General features: G+C 67.8%; 19 protein-coding genes and 2 riboswitches. Of the genes, 13 read left to right on the forward strand and 6 right to left on the reverse strand.

The annotated features are described in order from the left end of the window. The first annotated feature begins 18 nt into the window (after window positions 1–18). Window positions 19–1,656 carry an HNH endonuclease signature motif containing protein gene (locus GOPIP_RS04095; protein WP_006368286.1) on the forward strand — a complete coding sequence of 546 codons (1,638 nt, stop codon included), beginning with the start codon at window positions 19–21 and terminating at the stop codon, window positions 1,654–1,656. 117 nt (window positions 1,657–1,773) lie between these two features. Here the strand turns inward: GOPIP_RS04095 and GOPIP_RS04100 are convergent, their stop codons facing one another. The 3 genes from GOPIP_RS04100 to GOPIP_RS04110 form a co-directional block, all read right to left on the reverse strand. Continuing rightward, entirely contained in the window at window positions 1,774–3,408 is a 1,635-nt protein-coding gene (locus GOPIP_RS04100; RefSeq protein ID WP_006368287.1) for a PucR family transcriptional regulator, read from the reverse strand. A 116-nt stretch (window positions 3,409–3,524) separates the two neighbouring features. Further along, window positions 3,525–5,696 carry a glutamine synthetase III family protein gene (locus tag GOPIP_RS04105; RefSeq protein WP_006368289.1) on the reverse strand — a complete coding sequence of 724 codons (2,172 nt, stop codon included), beginning with the start codon at window positions 5,694–5,696 and terminating at the stop codon, window positions 3,525–3,527. Window positions 5,697–5,833: 137 nt separating this feature from the next. Continuing rightward, window positions 5,834–6,970, reverse strand: a complete 1,137-nt coding sequence (locus tag GOPIP_RS04110) for an FUSC family protein (protein WP_006368290.1) — start codon at window positions 6,968–6,970, stop codon at window positions 5,834–5,836. A 50-nt stretch (window positions 6,971–7,020) separates the two neighbouring features. On the opposite strand from GOPIP_RS04110, the gene GOPIP_RS04115 reads away from it, so the two are divergent. Both GOPIP_RS04115 and GOPIP_RS04120 read left to right on the forward strand, forming a co-directional pair. Then, window positions 7,021–7,548 carry a MarR family winged helix-turn-helix transcriptional regulator gene (locus GOPIP_RS04115; RefSeq protein WP_006368291.1) on the forward strand — a complete coding sequence of 176 codons (528 nt, stop codon included), beginning with the start codon at window positions 7,021–7,023 and terminating at the stop codon, window positions 7,546–7,548. A gap of 89 nt (window positions 7,549–7,637) precedes the next feature. Beyond that, window positions 7,638–9,233 carry a GMC oxidoreductase gene (locus tag GOPIP_RS04120; RefSeq protein WP_006368292.1) on the forward strand — a complete coding sequence of 532 codons (1,596 nt, stop codon included), beginning with the start codon at window positions 7,638–7,640 and terminating at the stop codon, window positions 9,231–9,233. Here GOPIP_RS04120 and GOPIP_RS04125 read toward each other — a convergent pair. Continuing rightward, complete coding sequence (locus GOPIP_RS04125) at window positions 9,222–9,800, reverse strand: TetR family transcriptional regulator (protein ID WP_006368293.1); 579 nt, start codon at window positions 9,798–9,800, stop codon at window positions 9,222–9,224. The genes GOPIP_RS04120 and GOPIP_RS04125 overlap by 12 nt on opposite strands. Window positions 9,801–9,957: 157 nt before the next feature. Here GOPIP_RS04125 and GOPIP_RS04130 point away from each other — a divergent pair, with 157 nt between their 5' ends. The 3 genes from GOPIP_RS04130 to GOPIP_RS04140 all read left to right on the forward strand — a co-directional run bounded on the left by GOPIP_RS04130 (window position 9,958) and on the right by GOPIP_RS04140 (window position 12,800). Beyond that, window positions 9,958–10,395 (forward strand): SRPBCC family protein, encoded by a 438-nt coding sequence (locus tag GOPIP_RS04130; protein WP_006368294.1) that lies wholly within the window; start codon window positions 9,958–9,960, stop codon window positions 10,393–10,395. 9 nt (window positions 10,396–10,404) lie between these two features. Further along, complete coding sequence (locus GOPIP_RS04135; protein WP_170320170.1) at window positions 10,405–11,238, forward strand: SDR family NAD(P)-dependent oxidoreductase; 834 nt, start codon at window positions 10,405–10,407, stop codon at window positions 11,236–11,238. A gap of 57 nt (window positions 11,239–11,295) precedes the next feature. Beyond that, window positions 11,296–11,374, forward strand: a riboswitch (ZMP/ZTP riboswitch). Between the two features lie 19 nt (window positions 11,375–11,393). After that, complete coding sequence (locus GOPIP_RS04140; protein ID WP_006368296.1) at window positions 11,394–12,800, forward strand: NAD(P)/FAD-dependent oxidoreductase; 1,407 nt, start codon at window positions 11,394–11,396, stop codon at window positions 12,798–12,800. Window positions 12,801–12,821: 21 nt separating this feature from the next. Here the strand turns inward: GOPIP_RS04140 and GOPIP_RS04145 are convergent, their stop codons facing one another. Next, window positions 12,822–13,781 (reverse strand): ABC transporter substrate-binding protein, encoded by a 960-nt coding sequence (locus GOPIP_RS04145; protein ID WP_006368297.1) that lies wholly within the window; start codon window positions 13,779–13,781, stop codon window positions 12,822–12,824. A 207-nt stretch (window positions 13,782–13,988) separates the two neighbouring features. Next, a riboswitch (SAM riboswitch) is annotated at window positions 13,989–14,073 on the forward strand. A gap of 7 nt (window positions 14,074–14,080) precedes the next feature. Here GOPIP_RS04145 and GOPIP_RS04150 point away from each other — a divergent pair. The 7 genes from GOPIP_RS04150 to GOPIP_RS04180 are packed head-to-tail and all read left to right on the forward strand — an operon-like array spanning window position 14,081 to window position 22,912. Further along, window positions 14,081–15,244 (forward strand): LLM class flavin-dependent oxidoreductase, encoded by a 1,164-nt coding sequence (locus GOPIP_RS04150; protein ID WP_006368298.1) that lies wholly within the window; start codon window positions 14,081–14,083, stop codon window positions 15,242–15,244. After that, window positions 15,244–16,872, forward strand: coding sequence for an ABC transporter substrate-binding protein (locus GOPIP_RS04155; protein WP_006368299.1), 1,629 nt, complete (start codon window positions 15,244–15,246; stop codon window positions 16,870–16,872). The genes GOPIP_RS04150 and GOPIP_RS04155 overlap by 1 nt, the downstream gene beginning before the upstream one ends. 6 nt (window positions 16,873–16,878) lie before the next feature. Then, window positions 16,879–17,868, forward strand: coding sequence for an ABC transporter permease (locus GOPIP_RS04160; protein WP_006368300.1), 990 nt, complete (start codon window positions 16,879–16,881; stop codon window positions 17,866–17,868). After that, window positions 17,861–18,745, forward strand: coding sequence for an ABC transporter permease (locus GOPIP_RS04165; protein ID WP_006368301.1), 885 nt, complete (start codon window positions 17,861–17,863; stop codon window positions 18,743–18,745). Before GOPIP_RS04160 ends, GOPIP_RS04165 begins: the two co-directional genes overlap by 8 nt. Beyond that, complete coding sequence (locus tag GOPIP_RS04170; RefSeq protein WP_006368302.1) at window positions 18,742–20,343, forward strand: dipeptide ABC transporter ATP-binding protein; 1,602 nt, start codon at window positions 18,742–18,744, stop codon at window positions 20,341–20,343. The genes GOPIP_RS04165 and GOPIP_RS04170 overlap by 4 nt, the downstream gene beginning before the upstream one ends. Then, on the forward strand, window positions 20,336–21,529 hold the full coding sequence (locus GOPIP_RS04175) for an LLM class flavin-dependent oxidoreductase (protein ID WP_006368303.1): 1,194 nt from the start codon (window positions 20,336–20,338) through the stop codon (window positions 21,527–21,529). The genes GOPIP_RS04170 and GOPIP_RS04175 overlap by 8 nt, the downstream gene beginning before the upstream one ends. A 12-nt stretch (window positions 21,530–21,541) precedes the next feature. Next, window positions 21,542–22,912: an NtaA/DmoA family FMN-dependent monooxygenase gene (locus GOPIP_RS04180; RefSeq protein WP_006368304.1), complete on the forward strand. Its 1,371-nt coding sequence runs from the start codon at window positions 21,542–21,544 to the stop codon at window positions 22,910–22,912. A 6-nt stretch (window positions 22,913–22,918) separates the two neighbouring features. Here GOPIP_RS04180 and GOPIP_RS04185 read toward each other — a convergent pair whose 3' ends face one another. Then, complete coding sequence (locus GOPIP_RS04185) at window positions 22,919–23,644, reverse strand: M24 family metallopeptidase (RefSeq protein WP_006368305.1); 726 nt, start codon at window positions 23,642–23,644, stop codon at window positions 22,919–22,921. Window positions 23,645–23,693 lie beyond the last annotated feature (49 nt).

Genomic DNA, 23,693 nt, shown 5'->3' on the forward strand with positions numbered 1-23,693 from the left:
CGGGAGGGGAGGTTTCGGGTGTCGACGACGTTGACGTTCACCGATCCGGGTGCCGATGCCGCCGCGATCGCAGCCATGTCGCGCGATGAGCTCACCGAGACCGGTCCGGACCTGCTACGCGAGTCCCGCAAATACGAAGCCCGGACGGTCCTGGCTGCCGCCGCGCTGGCGGAGCGGGTGTATCGGGAGCGTTTGGCGGGCCAGTCCGAGGTCGAGGTGTGGGGTTCGGTGATCGAGCACGCCGACAAACTCGCACGCGCCGAAGTGTCTCTGCAGTTCAAGGTCTCCCGCAGCAAAGCCGGGAGTTGGATAGCTCTGGCGGATCTGTTGGAGAAGTTCCCGCTGATCCGTGCCGCCTATCTGAACGGTGAACTGTCCACGAATCGGGTCTCGATCATGGCGCGCGCCGCCCAGCGTGGCGCGGACACCGACACCGACACCGACAGCGACACCGACACCGTCGATACCGGTGACGAGTCCGAGATGTCGTTCGAGGAGATCGTCCTGGAATACGGGTCCCGCGCCACGACGGATCCGGTGCTGTCGCAACAACTCGACGCCGCACTGATTTCAATGAACCCCGACAGTGTCATCGAGGACCGTGACACCCTCACCGATCTCGTGGGAAACGTGACCATCACCCCCGACGTTGCCGGGCACTCCTCTCTGGATGCGGTTGTTCCCGCCCATTACGGGGTGTTTCTCACGACGCAGATCAACGCCCTCATCGATGAACGGACCTGCCGCAAGGACCCCCGCCGCGTGGGATCGCTGCGAGTCATCGCACTCGGGGAGATCACCGGCGTCCCGGGCGCCCGGCTTGATTGCGAATGCGGACACGACGACTGCGCGAAAGGCGGTGCTGCCCGTGACGAGTCGGCGGAGACACCCGCTGACGCTGCGGATGCGGCAGCGTGGGACGACCTGATGCCCGAACCTGTCGACGCCGATGTACCTGAAGTCGAGGACATCGAACCTTCCAGTGCGCCGGAAACTTCCGATGAGCATGACCCAGTTGAGCTGGTGGAGCCGGTCGCGGAACCCGAGATCCCCGACCCGACTGGACCTTCCACCCCTCCTGAGGTGGCGGTGGCGTTCGGGCGGGCCCTGGTCGTACCCGGTGCACCCGTCCTGACGGTGTTGAAAGATCCGGACGGGATTCTCGTGCCTCGGTTGCAGGGATACGGGCCGATCGACCGCGACTACGCCACCACCCTCGCCGACGTGGCGAAGACCATCCACTACCCCGAATCCGTACGGACGGCTGGTCCGTTGATCCCGCAGATCTCCGACCGGCCCCAAGCACCACCGGCCGATCCGACCGGACACGGAGGTCACACCGTGCCATCACCTGGGGCATTGACCTATGCACCCAGCGCCACCTTGCGCGCTGAGGTGTTGGCCAATGATGCCTGGTGCCGATACCCGTACTGCAGCAGGCCGTCACACCTGTGCGACCTCGACCACCGGCGACCCTTCAACCACACCGACCCCGAGGCCGGAGGGTGGACGGTACTCGGTGACCGCATCCCACTGTGTCGGGCCGATCATCAACGCAAGCATCTCGCGGAGTGGGTGCCGACGCTCTACACCGACCGACGGGTGGAGTGGCGGAACCGACGGAGTGGGCAGGTGATTGTCACCTACCCGCGGTGACGGTCGCTTTTGCTGTGGGATGGAACCAGCTGTGGCTCACCGGGTCTCGAGGTTCCTCGCTGGCGCTCGTCGCACCTCGATCACCATGAAAAGGCACCTCGACCACCACGAAAAGCACTACCGGGCGCGAAGTGACAGCGCCACCACCAGTCGGGTGGCGGGGTCGTCGAGGTCCATGTCGGTGAGGTCGCGAATGCGACGGATGCGGTAGCGCAACGTATTCGGGTGGATGTGGAGTGCCTCGGATGCTGCGCGGACGTCGCCGAAATGATCGAGATAGGCGCGCAGTGACGCGGTGAGGTCGCCGCCGGATTCGGTATCGCGGTCGGCGAGTTCGACGACGCGTCTGTCGATCAGGTCGGGGTTGGCCGAGAGCAGGGCGACGATCTCGCCGAGCAGCACCCCGGTCTGGGACGCCGACACCGTCGTCACCGGGTCGATGAGGTCGGACTCCCGTTGTGCCGCATCGAGAACCCGATCGGCAAGTCGGCGAAGCTCGGGGACCTCGGACAGTCCTGCTGCCGGTCCGGCGACGACGGCGCGCACCGATGTCTGAAATTGCCGGTCGGCGGCCTCGACCGCCGAATGGGCCCACGCCAGGACCGAGCCGACCCCGGGGCCGTTCCCCTCCGACCCGTCGCCCGGCAGCACCACGTAGGCACGCGTCCCGAGCGTGGTGGTCACCGAAAGCGGCCGCAAAGCGCTGGCGTGCAACGTCAATGCCGACACGACACCCGCCGGAATGCCCGAACCGGCGACCTCGCCGACGCTCGGCCCGCGACCAGCGAAGCCGACAACGATCACCGGTGCGTCGGACGCGATGCCGAGTTGCGCCCCCAGATATCCCGCGTCGATGCTCTCGCCATGTGCGCCGAGGAGCCGCCGAACGATCTCGTCGTGACCGGTCCCCGCCGCCCGGCGTCGCGAAATCACCCGTGCCGCAACGGCAGCGGCCCCTCGAAGGATGGTCTCGGCGTCGGTGGCGAACTCCGAGTCGCCCTGCTGCAGCCAGACGACTCCCAGGAAGTCCGGACCGGAGCGGATCGGTGCAGCCATCCGCGGCCGTAGACCCAGGTCGGTGCGCGCGGCCACCCGCACGACCCCGTGCGAGGTACGCAGGGCGTCCATCACACCCCACTGGCGCAGCCACGCCAACATCTCCGGTGGCCCCTCGCGACCGAGAATCGACAATCGCCGTAGCTCGTCGGCCTCGTCACCGGCGCGACTGTAGGCCAACACGTGTGAACGTTGATCCTCGATGCTGACCAGGCCGTGGGTGCGTCGGGCCACCTCGGCGGCGAGTTCGAACAGGTCGCCGCTGGTGCCCGACGCCCACGCCCCGGACGCCAATGCATCGGGGTCGCCGACACCTGCTGCGGTGTCGAGGACGCGAATCAACAACTGGTAGATCCGCTCCCACCGTGCGTGCGGGTCGACGTCGATGACCGCGATCCCCGCTGCGGCGAGCGCCTCGGTCACTCCCGAACCGGGGGATTTGAGCATCACCGCAATCGGCGGAGCGGCAGCGATCGTCGGAAGCCAGTGCACCACATCGGCTTCCGACGTACCGACCATCAGGAAGACGTCGGCACCGCGCGCGGCGGCGCCCAACGGCAGGCGCAGGTCGTCGGGGTCGAGCAACGCCACCGACCCGACGGTCACGTCGAGGCCCCGTGGTGCCTCCACCAGCGTCACGAGCGTCGCGTCGAGGGCGAGCACCAGCCGCCCCAGCCCGATCCGCGCCTCGTCCATACCTCGAATCTACGGCCCCGGCCGATGAATACACACGTGCCCGCCGGGGAAGAATCCCGGCGGGCACGTGCGGGGCTGCAGAGTGGATCAGTACGAGGTGGATCGGTACGGGGCGATCACAGGATCGTGAGCATCTCGTTGTAGGTGGGCAGCGGCCACAGATCGTCGGCGACGATGGTCTCGAGCTTGTCCGACGCGGTCCGGACTTCGGCCATCGCCGGGATGAGCGAGGCGAGCGCGTATTCCGACTCCGCCTCGACGGTGTCGCCGTGGAATCCGGCGATGGCCTCCTCGAGGGCGTCCATCTTCTTGTTGAGCGCCTTGACCGAGGTGGTCATCGTCAACAATGCCGGGGTCTCCATGTCGATGCCCGCGGCCTTCAGGCTCGCCGCGGTGGACGCGAGCTCGCCCATGTACCGGGTCGCGGCCGGTAGGATCATCGTCTTGGCGATCTCGAGGGTTTCCTTCGCCTCGACCAGCAGCGCAAGCGCGTACTGCTCGAGTACGACCTCCTTGCGGGCCTTGAGTTCCCGCTCGGACAGGATGCCGTACTTGGCCATCAACTCCTTGATCTCCGGCTCGTCGAGCTGGGCCATCGCGTCGACCGTGGTGCGCAGATTCAGCAGACCACGAGACGCCGCCTCCTCCTGCCAGGCATCGGAGTAGCCGTCGCCGTTGAACACGACCTTGCCGTGATCGGTGACGATCGCCTCGAGCAACTTCTGCACTGCCGCATCGAAGTCGGTGCCCGCGGCGGTCTCCGTCTCCAGGAAGGTGCACACGTAGTCCAGCGAGTCGGCCAGCATCGCGTTGATGGCCACCATCGGGTCGGCGATCGACTGGTTGGAGCCGGGGGCCCGGAACTCGAAACGGTTGCCGGTGAAGGCAAACGGGCTGGTGCGGTTGCGGTCGCCGGCGTCGGCCTTGAGCGGGGGCAGGGTGTCGACGCCGAGTTCGAGGACGCCGGTCTGCTTGCTCTCCTTGGCGCCGCCCTTGGCGATCTGGTCGAAGACGTCGGCCAACTGCTCGCCGAGGAAGATCGAGATGATCGCGGGCGGGGCCTCGTTGGCGCCGAGGCGGTGGTCGTTGGACGCCGAGGCCACCGACGCGCGCAGCAGGCCACCGTATTTGTGCACACCGCGGATGATGGCCGCGCAGAACACCAGGAACTGCTCGTTCTCGTGCGGGGTGTCGCCCGGATTGAGCAGGTTGCCCTGATTGCTGTTACCCAGCGAGAAGTTGACGTGCTTGCCCGAACCGTTGACGCCGGCGAAGGGCTTCTCGTGGATCAGACAGACCATGCCGTAGCGTTCGGCGACCTTCTTCATCGTCGTCATCATCAGCTGCTGATGATCATGGGCGAGATTGGACTTCTCGAACACCGGCGCCAACTCGAACTGGCCGGGAGCGACCTCGTTGTGCCGCGTCTTGGCCGGGATGCCCTGCTTGAACAACTCGCGGTCGAGCTCGATCATGAACGCCAGCACACGATCCGGGATGGACCCGAAGTAGTGGTCGTCGAACTCCTGGCCCTTGGACGGCTTGGCGCCGAACAGGGTGCGGTTGGCGGTCATCAGGTCGGGTCGGGCGAAATAGAAATGACGGTCGATCAGGAAGTACTCCTGCTCGGCTCCGGCATAGGAGACGACGGTGTCGACGTCTTTGTGTCCGAACAACTTCAACAGTCGCATGGCCTGCTTGCTCATGGCCTGCTGGCTGCGCAGCAGCGGTGTCTTCTTGTCCAGGGCCTCACCGGTCCACGAGATGAAGATCGTGGGAATGCACAGCGTGTTGCCGTTGGGGTTCTCGAGGATGTAGGCGGGGCTGGTGACATCCCACCCGGTGTAGCCGCGGGCCTCGAAGGTGCCACGCAGACCGCCGTTGGGGAACGACGATGCATCCGGCTCGCCCTGCAGCAGCGTCTTGCCCTGGAATTCGGCGAGCGAACCGTCGGAGCCGTCGGGCTCGAGGAACGAGTCGTGCTTCTCGGCGGTGAACCCGGTGAGCGGGTAGAAGACGTGGGCGTAGTGCGAGGCACCCTTCTCGATCGCCCAGTCCTTCATCGCCGAGGCGACGTAGTCGGCGAGAGTCGGGTCCAGCGGCGCGCCCTTGTCGATGGTGGCCGACACGGCCTTGAACACGTGCTTGGGGAGACGCGATTTCATCACCGACAGGGTGAAGACGTTGCGGCCGAAGGTGTCGGCCAACGGCTCGGGGAAGCCGTCGGTCTCCATCTCGTAGGTGGTCACGGCCTCGATGGCCTGACGGCGCGACATGCTGCCACTCATGGGGTACTCCTGGGTTCGGTGCCCCGGATCGTCGACTGGGTGTCGTGGTCGGGCCGGGGCGTTGTGCGAGCGATACGAAGCTATGAGTGACAGGTACCCGCATCGTTGCGCCAATGTGACGTACGTGAAAACTCGGTTCAGTTTCCTGTTGTGTGCAGGTCACGTGAGGTGATGGCGAGTGCGGCAACGACGATGCCCACCACGATGCCGATGCCGGTGTCGAGCACTCGGTCCACCGCCATCTCGGGTGACAGGCCGGCGCCCAACCCGGTGAGCAGCAGTGCCATCGGGGTCACCGCCAGTGAACAAATCGCGTAGTTGACGGTGGAGAAGATCTCCGCGCACGTCTGCAGGACCACGATGGCCGCCACCGCGCCCCAATAGCCGAGCGGCAGCGCGAGCAATGCCGCGGCGATCGCCGCACCGCCGATGTTGCCGAGCAACCGGGCCACCCCGCGACTGACCGTGTGGTGATAGCTCACCCCCTGCATGGCGGCCATCGCTCCCATCGCGGCCCACATCGGGTGCGCGAGCCCCGCCGCCGCGGCGACTCCCGCGGCCGCCGCCGCGGCCACCGTGATGCGGGCCGCCGAGATCAGCAGATGGCGTCGGGTGTGCGAGGAGTGACCTCCGGACAGTTGCGTCCACAGGGATTCCCGCGCAGCCGATCCGGGGATCTCGGTGCGGCCCCGGCCGGTCGACATCGCGATCAGCCAGGGCGCCAACGCGGCGAGCAGGCCGATCACCGAGCCCAGGGCGGTGGCCGCGACAGCCCGGCCGACGTCGGAGAGATCGCCCGCGAAGCCGGCCGCTCCGGTCGCCGCGAAGACGAAGATGATGCCTCCCGGGCCGACGATGTGCAGCGCCGACACCAGATAGGCGGCGGCACCGGCGAGGGCCGAGATGACGCCGATCTCGACCACCAACGATCCGGAGAATGCGCCGAGCGCGGCACCGATACCGACGGCCGTGGTGATCGCGACGGCAAGCACGCCCAGCCGGCCCGCACGTACCGGATAGGGGTCGGGCCGGCAGAACGCCGAAATCAGTGTGCCGAGAGCGGCCAGTCCGGCGATGTCCCGATGACCGGTCAGTCCGCCGATCACCAGGACCACGCCGACGGCCATGCCCACCCGCAGTGGTGCGGCGTAGCCGATCCGGCTGGTGTCCACCGACAACGCCTCCCGCCACGCCCGCACGCTCACCGCGTGGCGCAGTGCGGCCCGACGGGAGGGGCGAGCGGGCAGGGCGAGGTAGGGAGAGGCCGTGGACATGAAATTACTTTATCACTATTTTACTAGTAAAATATGTGATCGCGACTACGATGAGCCGCGTGACCGACGCCGCCGACGCAGCCCGGGATGCGGGCCCCCGCGACCTGGTCGACCGGATCATCGACGAGTGGGCGCAGGCCTTTCCCGATATCGACGTCGCCCCCATCGGCGTACTCGGTCGGGTTCAGCGCATCGCTGCGATCTCCAATGCCCAACTCGACCGCAATCTCGAGGAGCACGGAATCGGTCGATCGGAGTTCGACGTCCTCGGTGCGCTGGTGCGCGCCCGGCGGCCGCTGCGAGCCAGTGAGGTCGTCTCGACGACGACACTCAGTGGTGCATCGATCACCAAGATCAGTGAAAGTCTTTCTCGGCGAGGGCTCTTGGAGCGCAAGAAGTCCGAGCGGGACGGTCGGGTCGTGCTGCTGCGGCCCACCGACGCCGGCCGCAGGCTTGTCGATGCCGAGTTGCCACGCCGCCTGCGTGACGACGAGGACGCACTGGCGGCATTGACCGACCGGGAACGGGCGACGCTCGCGGCGTTGCTGCGCAAGATCTCGCTCGTCGTCGGCGGCTGACCGCCGCTTGCGCGCAAGTTCTTGACACAATCTGGAAACACTGTCTAGTTTTCTCGCAACACTCGACGTTGCTGTCCGACAGGGGTTTCATGCGCACATTCTCTCGCCGTCAGGTGCTCGCCGGTGCCGCCGGCGCCGGGGTCACCGGGGTGATCGCCTCCACCGCCGGGGTCGGCCGCGGCTTCGCGACGCCGGGCCGAGCCGTTCCGACCACACGCGAGGAACACCGCGTCGTGGTGATCGGCTCCGGATTCGGTGGGGGAGTCACGGCCTTACGGCTGACCCGTGCCGGGGTGCCGGTGGTGCTCCTCGAACGCGGACGACGCTGGCCGACCGGACCGAATTCGACGACCTTCCCGAGTGCCACCCATCCCGACAAGCGCATCCTCTGGCACCAGTCGACACCACAGGTCTTCGGTCGTCCGCTGTCGGTGGAACCCTATGTGGGCCTGTTCGAATCGATTGCCGGACAGAACATGACACCCATGGTCGCCGCCGGCTGGGGTGGGGGCTCACTGGTCTATCAGGGCATGACCCTGCAACCGTCGGAAGAAGTGTTCGGCGCGCATTTCCCCGCCGGTCTCGACTGGCCGTCGATGAACGGCACCTACTATCCGCGGGTCGCACGCATGCTCGGCGCGCAGGTCGCCCCCGACGCGTTGATCCGCACCCCCAACTACCGGGTCGTCCGCGAGTTCGCCGCCCATGTGCGGCGCGCCGGACTGCCGGTGCAGAAGATCCCGATGCCGATCGACTGGAACTATGCCCTGGCCGAGGTGGCCGGGAAGATGCGCCCGTCCTACACCAACGGCGACGGCGCGATCGGCGTCAACAACGGCGGCAAACACAGCGTCGACGTCACCTACCTGGCGCAGGCGGAACAGACCGGACTTCTCGATGCCCGAATCCTGCACGACGTCACCGAGATCCACCGCGAACCGACCGGCCGCTGGCGCGTGACGGCGAACCGGACCGATGAGACCGGCCGGGTCCTCGAGACCGTGATCCTGTCCACCCCGACGTTGTTCCTCGCCGCCGGCTCGATGAACACCAGCCGAATGCTGGTGCGCGCCGGGGCAACCGGAGCGATCACCGATCTCCCGGACGCCGTCGGCACCGGCTGGGGCACCAACGCCGACCGGATCTACATCTGGAATGCCCCCACCGCCGATTTCGGTGCGGCGCAAGGGGGCCCGGTTGTGTACGGCAGCCTCAACTGGTCCGACCCGCAGCACGCGTTCACCGTCATCCAGGCGTCCATCCCGCCGATCCCGGTCAACACCCACTCCACGATGATGGTCGCCTACGGCGTCAGCGCCGGGCGCGGACACTTCATCTACGACGCCGCCACCGACCAAGCGGTCCTGCAATGGCCGCACGAAGGGGACTCGATACTCCAAAACCGTTACATCACCCCGGCGGTGAACCGCATCGCCGGACCGGACTCCACCCTGATCGACACCAACGCGGTGCTCCCGTCGACCTGGCATCCGCTCGGCGGCGCGTCCATGGGCACCGTGTGCGACCTGGAAGGTCGGGTGCACGGCCAACGCGGACTCTACGTCGTCGACGGTGCACTGATGCCCGGCACCTGCGCCGCCTGCAACCCGTCGATGACCATCGCCGCGGTCGCCGAACGCGCGCTGGACCGCATCATCGCCACCGACGTCGGCTCACTCATCTGAGGGTGTCGACGCCGCCGCGGTGGGCATGGCCTCGAGGGCGGGCCGGAGCCAGCGGTCGAGGAAAGCGCGCAATTCGGCGTCGGTGCGGGCGGCGTCGTCGACGACCACCAGCGACAGGCTCAGCAGGGCCGTCATGTCGACGATGTCGTCGACGTGCGGTGCGTACTGCGGCGACGCCACGATGATCGGGTGCAGGATCTGCGTGGCGACCTCCCGGGTCCTCGACATCGCGCCGTCATCGAAGAACGGATGGCTTTCCTGCGAGGTCATGAGCATCGACAGAGCCGGATCGGCGGCGGCCATCGAACGGCCGGCGACGATGAATTCGACGAGGTAGTCGGTCAGATCGGTGATGCCCTCGAGCCGCGCGTGGATGGCGCCCATCGCGGTGATCGCGAGCTCGCCGAGCGCCTGGGAGACGAGATCCTCGCGGGAACCGAAGATCGAATACACCGTCTGCCTCGACACGCCCGCCGACGCGGCGACGGCCGCGATACTCGCCCCGGCAAAACCCTCAGTGGCGATCAGGCTGAGCGTCGCGTCGATGATCTTCCCTCTCGAACGCATGCCCTCGATTATGACGCCGCGTCCGCACCCGCCCGGCCGCGCCACGCTGGGCCGGTGGGTTGTGTGCCGGGCCTGCGCACCGACCGCCTACTGTGGGCTGCACGACCTGCCGCCACCGGCGGGTCTCGGCTCACGTCGACAGGGGAGGTCCAGACCAATGAGTGTGGTGCGCCATTCGTCCACGATCGAGGTGGCACGCGACCGCGTGTTCACCTACATCAACGACTACGAGAACGTTCCGGAGTACATGTTCGGGATTCATCAGTTCACTCCGCGGACAGACCTGACCAGCGGCAAGGGCTCGGTCTTCGACGTCGCGATCAAGGCGGGACCGAAGACCCTCAAGTCCACGGTCGAGACCGTCGAGTGGGTCGAGAACGAACTCATCGTGCTCAGGGCCATCGAGGGCTTCCAGGCCAACACCACCTGGCGCTTCGCCGACCTGGATGCGGGCGGTACCAAGGTCGACGCCGAATTCGAGTACATCCTGCCCGGCGGTCTGGCCGGAAAAGCGCTGGGCGCGATCATGGATCCGTTCGCGGCCCAGGCGATCAAGCACACCGACGCCAAGCTGCGCTCGGCGCTCGCGGAGTAGTCGCGCGTGGTGAATGTGGCCGCGACGTTGTTCGACCTGGCGCAGCGGCGATCGTTGTTGCCGGGCCCGGTGGAGAACGCGGTGACCGGACCCGGTCGTGATGTCTCCGGCCTGACGGTGCTGGTGACCGGTGCCTCGGCAGGTATCGGGCGCGAAGCGGTGCGTGCGCTCGCCGCGCGCGGCGCCCATCTCATCGCCGTCGCCCGCCGCTCCGACGAGCTGCGGTCATTGGCGTCGGAGACCGGATGCGACCACATCGTCGCCGACCTGTCCGCCGAGGCCGGCGTGGCAGCGCTTCTCGACGAACTCGGTGATGGGCGGATCGATGTCCTGGTGAACAACGCGGGACGATCGATCCGCCGGTCGATCCTCGACTCCACCGATCGGCTGCACGACTATCAGCGGACGATGTCACTGAACTACTTTGCCGCGGTCCAACTCTCGCTGGGTCTGCTGCCCGGGATGGTCGAGCGCGGATCCGGCCAGATCGTGAACATCTGCACGTGGGGCCTGATGGCGGGAACGTTCCCACGCTTCTCCGCCTACGCCGCGTCCAAGAACGCCCTCGGGATCTTCGGACGCAGCCTCAACGCCGAACGTCCACACCCCGGCGTCTGCGCCACCAACGTCTACTACCCACTGGTGCGGACCGAGATGATCGCTCCCACAGCGGAATACGACGACGTACATGCGCTCGACGTGGCCGAGGCAGCGAACTGGATCCTCCGCGCGATCACCCACCAGCCCGAGGAGGTCGCACCCGCGGCCCTGCGTGCGGTGCTGCCCGTCCTCGACTACCTCTCACCGGCGGTCGCCGACCGCGCCATGCGCTCCCTGACCTGAGCGCACCGGGACCGAGCTCGTAACAAAGCCCTCGCGCCGGGCGTGATCGTGCGCTAACCTCGGCAGTGCGACTGGCGCAGCCGGAATCGACCGGCAAGGAGCACGTTCGGAGACATCGTCCGCCTGGGTGTCGATCCCCGACGAAGGAACGTGCCATGGCCCGATCACAACCCATCACTGCCGCACATCCCAGCGATGCCGCACACCCCGCGCAGACCGGCCGCCACCACGTGGTGATCATCGGCTCGGGTTTCGGCGGGCTCGCCGCGGCTCGCCGACTCGCCCACGCCGATGTCGACGTCACGGTCATCGCCCGCACCACCCACCACCTGTTCCAGCCGCTGCTGTATCAGGTGGCCACCGGGCTCATCTCGCAAGGCCAGATCGCCCCACCGATGCGGGTGATCCTGCGCAATCAGCGCAACGCGCGGGTCGTCCTCGGCGACGTGGAGAGCATCGACCTCCAGCAGCGCAGGGTCACCTCGCATCTGCTCGACCGCGAACTCACCACCGGTTACGACAGCCTCATCGTCGCCGCGGGTGCCGGCCAATCCTATTTCGGTAACGACCATTTCGCGGAGTTCGCACCCGGTCTCAAGACCATCGACGACGCCCTCGAACTCCGCGGACGTATCCTCGGCGCCTTCGAACAGGCCGAGTTGTCCACCGATCCCGACGAGCGTGCCCGCCTGCTGACGTTCGTGGTGGTCGGCGCAGGTGCGACCGGGGTGGAGATGGCCGGGCAGATCGCGGAGATGGCGGCCAAGACGCTGCGCGGCGCCTTCGACTCCATCGATCCGACGCAGGCGCGGGTCATCCTCCTCGACGCGGCGCCGTCGGTACTTCCGCCGTTCGGGCGCAAGCTCGGAGGACGGGCTGAAAAGCGTTTGCGCTCACTGGGAGTCGATGTCCAACTGGGGTCGATGGTCGTCGACATGGATTACGACGGGCTGGTGGTCAAAGACCCCGACGGCACCACCCGACGCATCGAGAGCCAGTGCAAGGTGTGGTCGGCGGGTGTCGCGGCCAGCCCACTCGGCCGCCATCTCGCCGAGCAGAGTGGGGCCGAGACCGACCGCGCCGGACGGGTCCGGGTGCAGCCCGATCTCAGTCTGCCCGGCCACGCCGAGGTGTTCGTCGTCGGCGACATGATGGCACTCGACGGGGTGCCGGGCCAGGCCCCGGCGGCGAACCAGTCCGCGCGGTACGCCGCCGACACCATCATCGCTCGGCTCAACGGCAGTCTGCGGGCTCGAAGGCCGTTCTCCTACTGGGACAAGGGGTCGATGGCGACGGTCTCGCGGTACTCGGCGGTCGCCAGCGTGCCGATCCCCGGGACGTCGCGGCACATCGAGTTCTCCGGTTATCTCGCCTGGCTCGGATGGCTGTTCCTGCACCTGATCTACCTCGTCGGATTTCGCAACCGCTTCACCACGCTGATCGATTGGCTCTTCGCGTTCACCTCGCGCAGCCGCAACCAACTCGCGGTCACCGAGCAGCAGGTGTTCGCGCGCACCGTGATCGACCGGCTCGAGGAGATCGAGGAACGCGGCGCCGCCTGAGGCGCCGCCGGGGGCGAGCGCCTACAGTTTCGCCAACGCCGGCGTCAGCTTGTCGATCGCCCACGGCACCGAGTAGATCGTGGGTCCGCCGAACGCCGACGCGGTGTCGTTGGTGAGGAACACCGTCGTGCCGCGGCGCACCGCGGGCAGCGAATCCCAGCCGGGTATCGCATCGAACGCCTCGGGCCCGCCGACCAGCGGCCAGAAGATCAGCAGGTCCGAAGCGAAGATGTCGATACGTTCGGCCGACACGATCGTGCGTGCGCCACCGGGCGCGAGCCCTTTGACCGCCGGGTCGAGAACCAGGCCGAGCTCGGCGAGCAGTTTCGCGGAGGGGTCGGTGTCGCTGGTCACCACACCGAACTGATTCTGCGGGGTCAACTGTCCGAAGGTGAACGACTTGCCCTGGCTCGCCGGGTATTTCGCCTTGGTGGCCGCGATCTGCTGCTCGACCTCGGCGACGGCCTCATCGGCCTGCTGTTGCTTGCCGAAGATTCGGCCGGCTGTCGTCATCACGTCCTGCCAGCTGTCGGTGACGGTGTCGGTGGCCATCACCGGGATCGTCGGGGCGATCCGCGTCAGACGGTCGTAGGCCGCACGATCGGGCAGGTATCCGGCGAGGATCACCTGCGGGGCGAACCGCGCGATCGCGGCGACGTCGGGGGTACCGGCCTCCACGTCATAGGTGACGATCGTCGACGAGTGCTCCGGCGTCCAGGCGAAGCGATTGTTCGGGCCCGAATACCCCTGCGCGAGGAACTCCGCGGTGATCGGGACTCCGAGGCGGATCAGCGAATCCGACCACGCGCCGCCGAAGGTCACGACCTTGGTCGGATCGCTCGGAATCGTCGTCGATCCGTACTGGTGCTCGACGGTCACGGTCTCTCCCGCGGACCCGGCCGGGTCGTCGGGGGAGGAGCACCCGAGAAGGGCGACGAACACCAGGGTCAACAGGCCGGCGAGAACTCCACGAGCACACATCTCGTTAGGTTAGGCTAAATCGCCCGTATCGGACAAGGTCGACGCGGGCGTGACGACGCCATTGCTCGCCACCGATGCCGTCCGGACGTTCGGGTTAATCCCACGGTGACCGAAAGTCTGTGCCGCGTACGCGCCCGGACGCCGTCGACGTACTCGAGCAGCTCCTGACTTTCTTGCCGTGTGCGGCGCCGCCGACCTACCGTGAATCGACCATCTGGAGCGACCGAGAGACCCGGCTCGTCGACGTCGCAGCAACCCCAGAGGAGGGTGCTAACGCCGGGATCGATGGGAGTCGGCTCGTGCCATTTCATGACCATGCCCCGTTGTCGGTGCTCGATCTCGCGCCGATCAGTGAGGGCTCCAATCCTGCTGCCGCACTGGCCAACACGATCGACCTCGCGCAGCACGCCGAGCAGTGGGGGTATCGCCGCTACTGGGTCGCCGAACATCACTTCGTCGCGGTGGCCGGCTCCAATCCGGCCGTCCTGATCGGTCAGATCGCCGGTGCCACCACCACCATCCGGGTCGGGTCGGCGGCGGTTCAGGTCGGCCAGACGACCGCGGTCTCGGTCGTCGAGTCCTTCGGTCTGCTCGACGCCTTCCATCCCGGCCGCATCGACCTGGGTCTCGGACGCTCCGGTCAGCGGCGCGCGGAAGCGGTCACGGCGACACCCACGCCGTCGACACCCACGCCTTCGACACCTGCGGTGACCCTGCCGAGCATTCCCCGCCCGAGTCGCGTCGTCGACGGTGTGGTGCTCCCCGAACCGTTCGATGTGTCGGCGCTGCTGGCGAATTCGCGTCTGGCGCGCAGCTTCGAGGTGCTCACCCAGCCCGGTGCGCAGACCCCCGATTTCGCCGAGCAGGTCGCCGACATCGCCGCATTGCTCGAGGGCACCTATCGCAGCCCGTCCGGTCTCGAACTGCATGCGGTGCCCGGTGAGGGCGCCGACGTCGAGCTCTGGATCTTCGGTAGCAGCAAGGGTCAGAGCGCTCAGGTGGCCGGCGCGCGCGGACTGCCCTTCGTCGCCAACTACCACGTGAGCCCCGGCACGACGCTCGAAGCGGTGCAGGCCTATCGCGCCGCCTTCCGGCCGTCGGCGGTACTCGCCGAACCGTACGTGGTGGTCTCGGCCGATGTGGTGGTCGCCGAGGACGACGACACCGCACGCCATCTCGCCTCCACCTACGGGCACTGGGTGTACAGCATCCGCAGCGGCCACGGTGCCGTCGAGTACCCGGATCCGGCCACCGCGCCACCACTGGACGACGAGCAGCGCGCACTGGTCGCCGACCGCCTCGAGACCCAGTTCGTGGGCAGCCCCGACACCGTCGTCGAGCGCTTGGCTGCGCTCGGAAAGCTGACCGATGCAGACGAACTCGTGATCACCTCGGTCACCCATGATCACGGTGACCGGCTGCGCTCGCACGAACTCCTCGCCAAGAAATGGGGCCTCATCTGATGCGTGGCATCACCACCACCGTCGCCCGTACCGCGACGGCATCCGTTGCCGCGCTGGCCGTATTCGGCCTCGCCGCATGCGGCGGGGGCTCCTCGCAGTCCGACGACGCCGGCCCGCCGGTCTCCGGTGGCACGCTGCGCTACGGCCTCTCCGACGCGCCCACCTGCTCCGACCCCGCCCAGAGCGCCACCAACCAGACGATCTACGTGACCCGTCAGATCGTCGACTCACTGACCGACCAGGTACCCGGAAGCGGTGACCTGAAACCGTGGCTGGCGCAGAGCTGGGAGGTCAGCCCCGACGCCAAGACCTTCACCTTCCACCTCAAGCCCGACGTCACCTTCAGCAACGGCACCCCGCTGACCGCCGACTCGGTCAAGAAGAACTTCGACGCCATCGTCACCACCCTTGGTGGTGCCAAGGCTCCCTTGGCCGCAACATATCTCAGCGGCTACACCGGCACCACCGTCGTCGACCCGTTGACCGCACGGGTCGAGTTCTCCGCACCGAACGCGCAGTTCCTGCAGGCGACCTCCACCCCGCAGCTCGGCATCCAGGCCGACGCGACCGTCGCCGCCACACCCGAACAGCGGTGCCAGGGCACCAACATCGGCTCCGGGCCGTTCGTCTATTCCGCATGGCAACAAGGCCGTTCGGCCGCCCTGCGCAAACGCACCGGATATCAATGGGGCTCGGCGGTGTTCACCCACACCGGCGACGCCTACCTCGACGGGATCGACTTCACCGTCGTCCCCGAGTCGGGTGTGCGCACCGGCTCGCTGGGCTCCGGTCAGCTCGACGTCATCAGCGATGCCCTCCCCAACGACAAGGCACAGATCTCCTCGGCCGGTGGCAAGGTACTCACCGCGGTGAACCCCGGCGTGCCATTCGGCCTGCAGCCCAACGTCTCCCGCGGAGTACTCGCCGACGAACAGGTCCGCACCGCACTGCTCCCGGCGATCAACCGCACCGAACTCGTCGACACCGTGCTCGACAAGGACTTCCACCCGGCGACCGGGGTGCTGGCCGCCAACACTCCGGGTTTCCACGCCGAGACGGCGGCGCTGACCTTTGACGCCGCCAAGTCCCGGCAGCTACTCGACGCCGCGGGCTGGCGGCCCGGCCCGGATGGCATTCGCGTCAAAGACGGCCGGCGCCTGTCGTTCTCGGTGCTCTACAGTCCGGTGTTCGCCGGCAACCAGGCGATCCTCGAACTCGTCCAGCAGCAGCTGAAGAACGTCGGCGCCGACATGGCGCTCGACGTGGTGCCGGCGGCCGAGGCCACCGTCCGACAGAACGCCGGCGACTACGACGCGATCTACTACAACGTGACCCGTGCCGACGGGGATATCCTGCGCACCCAGTTCGGATTGACCACCCGAAACCTGAACCGGCGCGGTCCGATTCCCGCGTTGGATACGGCACTGGCGCAGCAGCAGAGCACCACCGACACCGCCGCTCGCAACGCGGACCTGGCCACCGCCCAGACCCAGATCATCGAGCACGGACTGTTCCTGCCCACCATCGAACTCTCCCAGGCCATCGGTGCCGCGAGCACCGCGCACCAGGTGTCCTTCGACGCCTCGGCACGCCTGCAGTTCCACGACACCTGGCTCTCGGGTCGGTGACCGGCGATGATCCGCTATCTCGCGATCCGCATCGCCTCGGCCATCGGGGTGCTGTGGGCGGCATTCACCGTCGCCTTCATCATCCTGATCCTGCTGCCCTCGGATCCGGTGTCGATCGCAACCTCGGATGCCTCGATCCCCGCCGACCCGGCCGCCGTCGCCGCCCTCAAGGCCCGCTACGGGCTGGATCGTTCGGTGTGGCAACAGTATTGGTCGGCGCTGACCGGCGCGCTGCACGGTGACTTCGGGCTGTCCATCTCCCAGGGGCGTCCGGTCACCGACGTGATCGCCGACGCCCTGCCCGGCACCGTGGCGCTCACGCTCACCGCAGTGGCACTCGCCGCGGTCGGTGGGGTCGGACTCGCGGTGCTGGCGACGTGGACCCGCTCGACGCTGCTGCGTCGGGGGCTGTTGTCCATCCCGCCGCTGGTGGTGGCCCTGCCCACGTTCTGGGTGGGACTGGTCCTGTTGCAGGTCTTCGCCTTTCGTCTGCCGTGGTTCCCGGCATTCGGGGACACCCGGCCCGGGTCCATCGTGCTGCCCGCGGTGACGCTGGCCATTCCGTACGCCGGGGTACTCGGGCAGGTGCTCGTGACCAGCATGACCGCAACCGATGCGGCGCCGTTCGTGCAGACGGCCACCGCCAAGGGGGCGAGCCGCGGGCGCGTCATCACCCGACACATCCTGCGGGTCTCGTCGCTGCCGGCGCTGACGGTGGCCGGCGTCGTCGTCGGCAACCTCCTCGGCGGGGCGGTCGTGGTGGAGACGGTGTTCTCCCGACCGGGTGTCGGCAAGCTCGCCCAATCCGCCGTTCTCGCACAGGATATCCCGGTCGTGCTTGCGCTGGTGACCCTCTCGGCGCTGGTCTTCGTCACCATCAACCTGCTCGTCGACGTCGTCTATCCGTTCCTCGACCCCCGCATCCTCAGCGGTGCGCGCCGACGGGAGCCGACGGCGCGCGACAACGACTCCCGGACGGAGCTGATCAATGTCTGACTCATCCGACACCGGTGTGTCGGTGCCGTCCTGGTCGTGGAGTCCGACGGCGGCGCGGCCCGCGGCGGTGGGGGCGTGGCTGCGGTCCAATGCCGCGGTGACCCTCGCGGTGATCGTCCTGGCACTTGCGGTCGGATTCGCCGTGGCCCCGGGCCTGTTCACCGGACGGGACCCGCTGCTGGCCGTGCCCTCGGAGAAACTCTCACCACCGGGTGCGTCGCACTGGTTCGGCACCGACAACCTCGGCCGCGACGTCTACGCGCGATTCGTCCACGGGGCGGGTCTGTCGCTGACGGCGACCATTGGTGCCGTCGGGGTCGCGTTGCTCGTGGGGGCGATCCTCGGGTTGTTCGCCGGTACCGCAGGGGCCGTCGCCGACGGGGTGATCATGCGGGCCATCGACGTGATGCTCGCCGTCCCACAACTGTTGCTGGCCCTGGCCATCGTCGCGGCCCTGGGTTTCGGCACCACCAAGGTCGCGATCGCGGTGGCGGTGGTGCTCGTCGCGAGCTTTGCGCGGGTCATGCGGGCCGAGGTGCTGCGGGTCCGCCACGCCCCGTTCGTCGAGGCGTCGCGTGCCTTCGGGGTCCCGGCCCCGGTCGTGCTCGTGCGGCACGTGTTGCGCAACTCCTACGCCCCGGTGCTCGCCCTGGCGGCCGCCGAATTCGGGATGGCGATCCTGCTGATCTCGTCGCTGTCGTTCCTCGGCTTCGGCGCCACCCCGCCGACTCCCGAATGGGGATCCCTGATCGCCGACGGCCGTGACTATCTGGCCACCGCCTGGTGGATGACCACACTGCCGGGATTGGCGATCGTGGCCGTCGTGCTCGCGGCGCACACCGTCGGCCACCGCATCTCGGCGGGAGATCACCGATGAGCCCGGTATCCGATCTCCCTGTCCTCGACGTGACCGATCTGCGCGTGGCGTACCGAACCAACGGCATCGAGACCGAGGCGGTCCGCGGAGTCGATCTCACGGTGGCGCGGGGCGAGACCGTTGCCGTGGTCGGGGAGTCCGGATCCGGGAAATCATCGGTGGCGCACGCGATCATCGGACTCCTACCGCGCACGGCGCACTCCACCGGCCGCGTACACCTCGGAGATCTGCGGATCGACGAGCTCGGCTCCCGCGCCATGAACCGGATTCGGGGCGCACGGATCGGCCTGGTTCCGCAAGACCCGGGCACCGCACTCAATCCCGTGCAACGCGTGGGTGATCAGGTCGCCGAAGTCCTGCGCATCCACGGTCGCGCCGCCCGCAAGACGGCCCGCATCCACGCGCTCGAGCACCTCGCCGACGCCGGCATCGACGATCCGGAGGTGCGCTACCACCAACTACCGCACCAACTCTCGGGCGGACAGCGGCAGCGTGTGCTGATCGCGATGGCGATGGCGTGCGAACCCGAGTTGATCATCGCCGACGAACCCACGAGCGCCCTCGACGTCACCGTGCAGCGCCGCATTCTCGATCACCTTGCCGCCCGCGCCGCCGATAGCGGCACCTCGATCCTGTTGATCACCCATGACATCGGGGTGGCCGCCGACCGTGCCGATCGGCTCGTCGTCATGTCCGGCGGGCAGATCGTCGAAAGTGGTTCGACAGCACAGATTCTCACCGAGCCGCGTCATGCCTACACCCGGCGATTGATCGCTGATGCACCCGCACTGACCTCGGGCACCCTGGCCGCACCCCGCGACGACGACGCACCGGTCATCGCACGCGCCGACCACATCTCGAGGTCGTTCCGGGTCGGTCGTGGCAACGGGTTGACCGCCGTCGACGACGTGTCGCTGGCGGTGCGCGCCGGGCAAACCCTGGCGGTGGTGGGGGAGAGCGGGTCGGGCAAGACGACCACCGCCCGCATCCTGGCCGGGCTGGAGACCCACGATTCCGGCGTCGTCGAGGCCGGTGACCGTCGCGGGGATGTCGGCTTCGTCTATCAGAACCCCTTCTCGTCGATGAACCCGAAACTGACTGTCGAACAGATCATCTCCGAACCGCTGCGTGGGGTCCCCCGAGCACAGCGCCGACGTCGCGTGGACGAGCTCCTCGCGGCGGTCGCGCTCGAACCGGGTCATGCGCGCCGACTGCCCACCGCGCTGTCGGGTGGACAGCGCCAGCGGGTGGCGATCGCGCGTGCCCTGGCCACCACCCCGAAGCTACTCATCCTGGACGAGCCGGTCTCCGCCCTCGACGTCACCATCCAGGCGCAGGTCCTGCGACTGCTCGCCGACCTCCAACGCCACCACGGCATCGCCTATCTGTTCATCTCGCACGACCTGGCCGTCGTCCGGCAGATCAGCCACCGGGTGGCGGTCATGCGCGCCGGCCGGATCGTCGAGGAGGGGCCGGTCGAGGACGTCTTCGACGACCCGCGCCACGACTACACCCGCGCGCTCCTCGCCGCCATCCCCGGAGCGGGCCGTACCGCCGGTTCCTCCACCAACCTTCCCAAGGAGTCCGCTCATGCCTGATCAGATCCACCTGGCCGTCGCGTTGTCCGATGCCGGCTGGCACCCCGGCGCGTGGCGTGAACCCGGTGCGCGCCCCACCGAACTGCTCACCGGCCGCTACTGGGCAGATCTGGTGCGCGAAGCCGAATCCGGCGCCCTCGACCTCGTCACCCTCGACGACGGTCTCGGACTGCAGCGCGACGATCCGCTACGCCCCGACGACCGGACCGATCGGGTTCGTGGACGGCTCGATGCGGTCCTCGTCGCCAACCGGGTGGCGCCCACCACACGTGCGATCGGCCTGATCCCGGCGGCGATCACGACCCATACCGAACCGTTCCACACCGCCAAGGCGATCGCCACACTCGACTACGTCGCACACGGACGTGCCGGGGTGCAGCTGCGAGTGGACGGATCGGCCGCCGATGCGCAGTTGTTCGGCCGTCGTACGCTGCCCGACCTGGTGCCCGCCGACCCCGACCCGGTGATCCTCGACGCGCTGTTCACCGAGGCCGCCGACTACGCCGAAGTACTGCGCCGACTGTGGGATTCGTGGGAGGACGACGCCGAGATACGCGACGCCGCCACCGGGCGCTTCATCGACCGCGACAAACTGCACTACATCGACTTCGCGGGTGAATACTTCAGTGTGCGTGGACCGTCGATCACCCCGCGTCCCCCACAGGGACAACCGCCCATCGCCGCACTCGGACACAACAGTTCGGCCTACGACCTGATCGGCCGCGTCGCCGACCTCGGATTCATCACCGCGCGCGATGCGGCCACCGCTACCGCGGCCGTCGCCGAGATCGACGCCGCCCGGGTGTCGGCGGGGCGTGCCGATCCGGTGCGGGTGTTCGACGATCTACTCGTCATCCTCGGCGGCACCGACGCCGAGGCCACGGCCCGAGCGGCACGACTCGACGAGCTCGCGGGCGCCGAATTACACAGTGATGCACCGATCTTCGTCGGTACCGCCGCCGGTCTCGCCGACCTCATCGAGGAGCTTGTCCCCGCCGCCGACCCGGGGCACGCGCTCGCCGGGGTGCGGCTGCGCCCCGCGGTGCTGCCCGACGACCTGTTCGCGATCACCGGCCAACTGGTCCCGGAGTTGCGTCGCCGCAAACGTTTTCGCACGGAGTACACCGCAACCACCCTCCGCGGGCACCTCGGACTCACCCGCCCCGCCAACCGCTACGCAGCCTGATCGGAGACCGCCATGACCGCACCCCGCAAGGAAATCCATCTCGCCGCGCACTTTCCCGGCGTCAACAACACCACGGTGTGGAGCGATCCCGCCTCGGGCAGTCATATCGAATTCGAGTCCTTCGAACATTTCGCCCGAACCGCCGAACGCGGCAAATTCGACTTCTTGTTTCTCGCCGAGGGGTTGCGGCTACGGGAGCAGAACGGCCTCATCTACGACCTCGACGTCGTCGGGCGGCCGGACACGTTCTCGATTCTCGCAGCACTCGGCGCCGTCACCGATCGGCTCGGCCTGACCGGCACCATCAACTCCACCTTCAACGAACCCTACGAGGTGGCACGGCAATTCGCGAGCCTCGATCACCTCACCGACGGACGTGCCGCCTGGAACGTGGTCACCTCGTGGGACGAGTTCACCGGGGAGAACTTCCGACGTGGCGGATATTTGCCGAGCTCCCAACGCTATTCGCGGGCCAAGGAGTTCCTCGACACCGCGATCGAGCTGTGGGAGTCCTGGCGTGGCGACGAGATCGTCGCCGACAAGGCATCCGGCCGGTTCCTGCAGGACGGCGCGGTCGGCGAATTCGCGCACCGCGGTGAGCAATTCGACATCGAGGGACGATTCTCGGTGCCACGCAGCCCGCAGGGTCGGCCGGTGATCTTCCAGGCCGGTGACTCCGAGGAGGGCCGTGAGTTCGCCGCTGCGAAGGCGGATGCGATCTTCTCCCGGCACAGTGCCTACGAGGAGGGACGTGAGTTCTACCGTGACGTCAAGTCCCGGCTGGCCAGGTACGGGCGTCGCCGTGAGCAGCTGCTGATCCTGCCGGCGGCCACATTCGTGTTGGGCGACACCGACGCCGAGGCGGCCGACCTCGCTCACGAGGTGCGTCTCGCGCAGGTCAGCGGTGCCACCGCGCTGCGCTTCCTGGAGCAGGTGTGGAACCGGGATCTCTCCGACGTCGACCCCGACGGTCCGCTGCCGCAGTTCGATCCGGTCGTCGGCGAGCACACCATCGCCCGCGGACGGGCCAGCGTGCGGTCCTACCGTGATCCGCTGCAGACCGCGCGCGAATGGCGCGAACGTGCCGAGGCCAACAACTGGTCGATCCGCGAACTCATCATCGAGGTGACCGGCCGGCAGGCCTTCGTCGGCAGCGCGCAGACCATCGCCGAGCGCCTGGATCACGCCGTGCAGAACGATGTCAGCGATGGCTTCATCCTCGTCCCGCACATCACGCCCGGCGGGCTCGACCGGTTCGTCGACGAGGTGGTGCCGATCCTGCAGGAGCGCGGGAGTTTTCGTGCCGATTACAGCGGTACGACGCTGCGCGACCATCTCGGGATCGACCGCGTCGCGCAGGGGTCGGGGCGCGCTGCGTCCTGAAGGAACTCAGGGGAGGTCGAGCAGTTCCTCGCAGAAGCCGCCGAAGCGGCGGTCTGGGGTCACGAGGTGCACCTCGAGAATCCAGTGGCATTGCCGGCCGGCGCGGTCGGTGCGACGCATCGGCCCGTCGGAACCGGGGGCGATGTAGCTCTCGATCTCGGCGGCGTCGATGTTCTCGTGCGGGAACTCGCCGACGAGATGCCCGGCGATGTCGCCGCCGAACTCCCAGCCTGCCTCGCGGGACAGTTCGACCACGCGGTCATAAAGCTGCGCTCCGGTGATGTCGGGGTGGGTGCGGAAGTGTTCGCGTCCGGCCTCCCACACCTGGCTCAGCGATGCGCGCAGCGCGTGTTTGGTCGGATCGTCGCCGAGGACGAACGTGCGGCCGAAGTCGGCCTCCCACTCCTCGAAGATCGGACCGAAGTCCAGGAAGAGGATTTCGTCGTCGGCGAGGATGTGGTCCGGCGGATTGGCACGGTAGGTCTGCAGGGTGTTCTCGCCGGCGCGGACGATCCGTTTGTGCCAGTGCCGGGTCACGCCGAACATGTCGGCGGCGAGGTCGCGGATCTCATTGGACAGTTCTCGTTCGCCCACACCCGGTCGGATCATTCCGCGCTCGGTGATCTCGGCGAAGAGTTGCTCAGCCTTGGCCTGGGCGTCGAGAAGCCGACGAACCCTGGCGTCCTCATCCGGGGAGTCGCCGAGTTCGGGGGAGGTGTCGACTGTCGTCACCCGTCCATGCTCGCACACCCAGGCAACTCTTGGTCGTGAGCGACTCATT

This window comes from Gordonia polyisoprenivorans NBRC 16320 = JCM 10675 (genome assembly GCF_000241325.1).
GTDB lineage: Bacteria > Actinomycetota > Actinomycetes > Mycobacteriales > Mycobacteriaceae > Gordonia > Gordonia polyisoprenivorans.